Origin of the sequence: Cellulomonas bogoriensis 69B4 = DSM 16987, from assembly GCF_000767165.1 — a bacterium.
GTDB lineage: Bacteria > Actinomycetota > Actinomycetes > Actinomycetales > Cellulomonadaceae > Actinotalea > Actinotalea bogoriensis.
Genome location: NZ_AXCZ01000228.1, coordinates 1 through 3307, shown reverse-complemented (window position 1 = coordinate 3307; position 3307 = coordinate 1). Strand labels below are relative to the sequence as shown.

Below are 3307 nucleotides of genomic sequence, written 5' to 3'. Positions count from 1 at the left end.
ACCCCTCCAGCCCGTACTCCTCGACCAAGGCCGCCAGCGACATGCTGGTGCGTGCCTGGTGCCGGTCCTACGGGGTCGAGGCGACCCTCTCGAACTGCTCCAACAACTACGGCCCCTACCAGCACGTGGAGAAGTTCATCCCACGGCAGATCAGCAACCTGATCGACGGGGTGCGGCCCAAGCTCTACGGCACCGGCGCCAACGTGCGTGACTGGATCCACGTGGAGGACCACAACCGCGCGGTGTGGGCGATTCTCGAGCGGGGCCGGGCCGGGCGGACGTACCTGATCGGAGCCGACGGCGAGCACACCAACCGGGAGGTGGTGGAGGCGCTGCTGGAGATCTTCGGTCACCCGCGCGACGCCTACGACCTCGTGCCCGACCGCCCGGGCCACGACCTGCGCTACGCGATCGACTCCAGCCTCCTGCGCGAGGAGCTCGGTTGGGAGCCGACCTACCGGGACTTCGCGGCCGGGCTCGAGGCCACGGTCCGCTGGTACCAGGACAACGAGCGGTGGTGGCGCCCCCACAAGGACCGGACCGAGCAGCGGTACCGGGCCCTGGGCCGCTGACCGGTCAGCGCGACCGCAGCCCCTCGCGGAAGGCGTGCACCTCGTCCACGGTCGGCAGCGTCCCGAGGTCGCGGGCCTGGAGCAGGGTGGGGGCCTGGGCGTCCTTGGGGGACAGGAGCGGCTCCAGCGCCCGACCGTCACGGCCCGTCGTGGGCCAGGTGATGCCGATCCGGGGGTCGAGAGGGTTGATCCCGTGCTCACGGTCGGGGGCGTACCCGGCCGAGCACAGGTACACCACCGTGGAGCGCTCCTCGAGGGCCATGAAGGCGTGGCCGAGGCCTTCGGACACGTAGACCGCGCGGCGCTCGACGTCGTCGAGGACCACCGCGTCCCACTGCCCGAAGGTCGGTGAGCCGACCCTGATGTCCACCACGACGTCCAGCACCGCACCCGAGGTGCACGTGACGTACTTGGCCTGGCTCGGGGCCAGCTGGGCGAAGTGGATGCCCCGCACCACCCCTGCGGCCGACACCGACAGGTTCGCCTGGGCCAGGCGCAGCCCCGGTTGCCCCACCGCGCGGGCGAACGACTCGCCCCGGAACCACTCCAGGAAGACTCCGCGGTCGTCCCCGTGCAGCCGCGGGGTGACCGCCCAGGCGCCCTCGACACTCAGCGGTGTCAGATCCATCGTCTCCTCCTCGGTGCTGCACGCACACCGTAACGGCGATCGCGGTGGGGCATCATGGCCGCGACGTACGCGAGGGGAGTGGCCATGCGGTGGTTGGTGACGGGTGCGTCCGGCATGCTCGGGTCAGAGGTCGTGCGGGTGCTCACCGCGGCGTCCGAGGACGTGACCGCTGTGGACCGCGCCGGCCTGGACATCACGCGTCCGGGCGACGTGCGCGCCGCCGTCGCGGGGCACGACGTCGTCGTCAACTGCGCGGCCTACACCGCGGTCGACCCGGCGGAGGCCGACGAGGCCACGGCGTTCGCGGTGAACGCCGTGGGTGCGGCGGCTGTGGCGCGGGCCGCCCACGAGGCGGGTGCGCGTCTGGTCCACGTCTCCACCGACTACGTGATGGGCGAGGTCGCGAGCGCGCCTCCGCTCCCGTGGCACGAGGACGCGTCGCCCGACCCCCGCACCGCCTACGGGCGGAGCAAGCTGGCGGGGGAGTGGGCGGTGCGGGCGGAGTGCCCCGACCACCTCGTGGTGCGGACCGCGTGGCTGTACGGGCGCGACGGGACGTGCTTCCCGCGGACCATCGCCGTGCTCGCGGCCGAGCGCGGCGCCCTGGAGGTGGTCGACGACCAGTGGGGTCAGCCGACCTGGGCGCTGGACCTGGCCCGCCTGGTCCACCGGCTGGTCGCCCGTGGCGCACCGGCGGGCACCTACCACGGGACGGCCGCGGGGGAGACGTCCTGGTTCGAGTTCGCCCGGGCCGTGGTGGGCGCCGCGGGCATGGACCCGGCTCTGGTGCGCGCGGTTCCCACGTCCGCCCGCCCCCGGGGAGCGGCCCGCCCGTCCTGGTCCGTGCTGGGTCACGAGAGTCTGGCGGCAGCCGGCGTCGAGGCGATCGGGCCCTGGGAGCAGCGGTGGGTCGCTGCTGCCGGTGAGGTTCTGGCCGACCTCGCGACGGTGGGCAGACCTGCCGGTCAGGACTCCTCGAGGAGCGTGAGCAGGTAGGCCCCGTACCCGGACGCCGACAACGCGGTGGCGCGTGCGCGCAGCTCCTCGTCCGTGAGGAAGCCCTGGCGCCACGCCACCTCCTCCGGTGAGCCGATCTTCAGCCCTTGGCGGTGCTCCAGGGTGCGGACGTAGTTGGACGCCTCCAGCAGGGAGTCGAACGTCCCGGTGTCCAGCCAGGCGGTCCCGCGCGGCAGCACCTCCACGTGCAGGCGCCCCTGGTCCAGGTAGTGCCGGTTGACGTCGGTGATCTCGTACTCCCCGCGCGCCGAGGGGCGCAGGTCCCTGGCGATCTCGACGACGTCGTTGTCGTAGAAGTACAGGCCCGGCACCGCGTACCCGCTGCGAGGTCGGGCGGGCTTCTCCTCGATCGACAGCGCGCGGCCGTCGCGACCGATCTCCACCACCCCGTACGCGGTGGGGTCGGCGACCCGGTAGCCGAAGATCGCCCCGCCGTCGAGGTCCTTGAACCGCTGCAGCCGCGTGCCCAGGCCCGGCCCGTAGAAGATGTTGTCACCCAGGACCAGGCAGACCGGCTCCCGGCCGACGAACGTCGAACCGAGAACGAATGCCTGCGCCAGGCCGTCCGGGTGCTCCTGCACGGCGTACTCGATCGCGATGCCGAACCGGGAGCCGTCGCCCAGCAGCCGTCGGAACTGGTCCGCGTCGTGCGGGGTGGTGATCACCAGCACGTCCCTGATCCCGGCCAGGATGAGGGTCGAGAGCGGGTAGTAGATCATCGGCTTGTCGTACACGGGTACCAGCTGCTTGCTGATCCCCTGGGTGATGGGGTGGAGCCGGGTGCCGGACCCACCGGCCAGAATGATCCCTCGCACCCGACCATGGTCCTGCACCGGTGCCCGGTCGCCAAACCTCGCGGATGCCGGATCCGGCAGGGGTGGCTACGGGACCGTGACGGTCACCTGCTCGGTCTCGACCAGCCGCGCGCGGCGGGTGGTGTCGCCGTCGAGCTCCGCCGCGACGGAGGGGTCGCAGAGGACGACGGAACCGTCGGCGCCGAGTGCCGCCGTGCAGCGGCCCAGCGTCTGGGCCACGGTGGCCCGTCCCAGCAGCGCCCGCGGTCGGGTCCCGCCCTCCGGCGGCTCGGGGC

At 72.7% G+C, this 3307-nt stretch carries 5 protein-coding genes; 2 read left to right on the top strand and 3 right to left on the bottom strand.

What is annotated here, in order from left to right:
• The coding region (locus tag N869_RS13775) for a dTDP-glucose 4,6-dehydratase (RefSeq protein ID WP_035062514.1) at positions 1 to 572 on the top strand (572 nt) is incomplete at its 5' end.
• Positions 573 to 576: 4 nt separating this feature from the next.
• Here N869_RS13775 and N869_RS13770 read toward each other — a convergent pair.
• On the bottom strand, positions 577 to 1200 hold the full coding sequence (locus N869_RS13770; RefSeq protein WP_035062512.1) for a dTDP-4-dehydrorhamnose 3,5-epimerase family protein: 624 nt from the start codon (positions 1198 to 1200) through the stop codon (positions 577 to 579).
• A gap of 54 nt (positions 1201 to 1254) precedes the next feature.
• On the opposite strand from N869_RS13770, the gene rfbD reads away from it, so the two are divergent.
• Positions 1255 to 2196 carry a dTDP-4-dehydrorhamnose reductase gene (gene rfbD / locus N869_RS13765; RefSeq protein WP_232229754.1) on the top strand — a complete coding sequence of 314 codons (942 nt, stop codon included), beginning with the start codon at positions 1255 to 1257 and terminating at the stop codon, positions 2194 to 2196.
• On the opposite strand, the gene rfbA is transcribed toward rfbD, so the two are convergent.
• Together rfbA and N869_RS17950 are read right to left on the bottom strand one after the other, a co-directional pair.
• A complete protein-coding gene (gene rfbA / locus N869_RS13760; protein WP_035062510.1) occupies positions 2166 to 3032 on the bottom strand; it encodes a glucose-1-phosphate thymidylyltransferase RfbA in 867 nt (288 codons plus the stop codon). The genes rfbD and rfbA overlap by 31 nt on opposite strands.
• Positions 3033 to 3098: 66 nt before the next feature.
• Positions 3099 to 3307, bottom strand: a 209-nt coding sequence (locus tag N869_RS17950; RefSeq protein WP_035062508.1) for a hypothetical protein, incomplete at its 5' end; no start/stop codon positions are given.

What these genes read in the sequence shown, in the direction of transcription:
- N869_RS13770 (WP_035062512.1), bottom strand. Translation starts at nt 1,200, where the DNA reads ATGGATCTGACACCGCTGAGTGTCGAGGGCGCCTGGGCGGTCACCCCG.
- rfbD (WP_232229754.1), top strand. Translation starts at nt 1,255, where the DNA reads ATGGCCGCGACGTACGCGAGGGGAGTGGCCATGCGGTGGTTGGTGACG.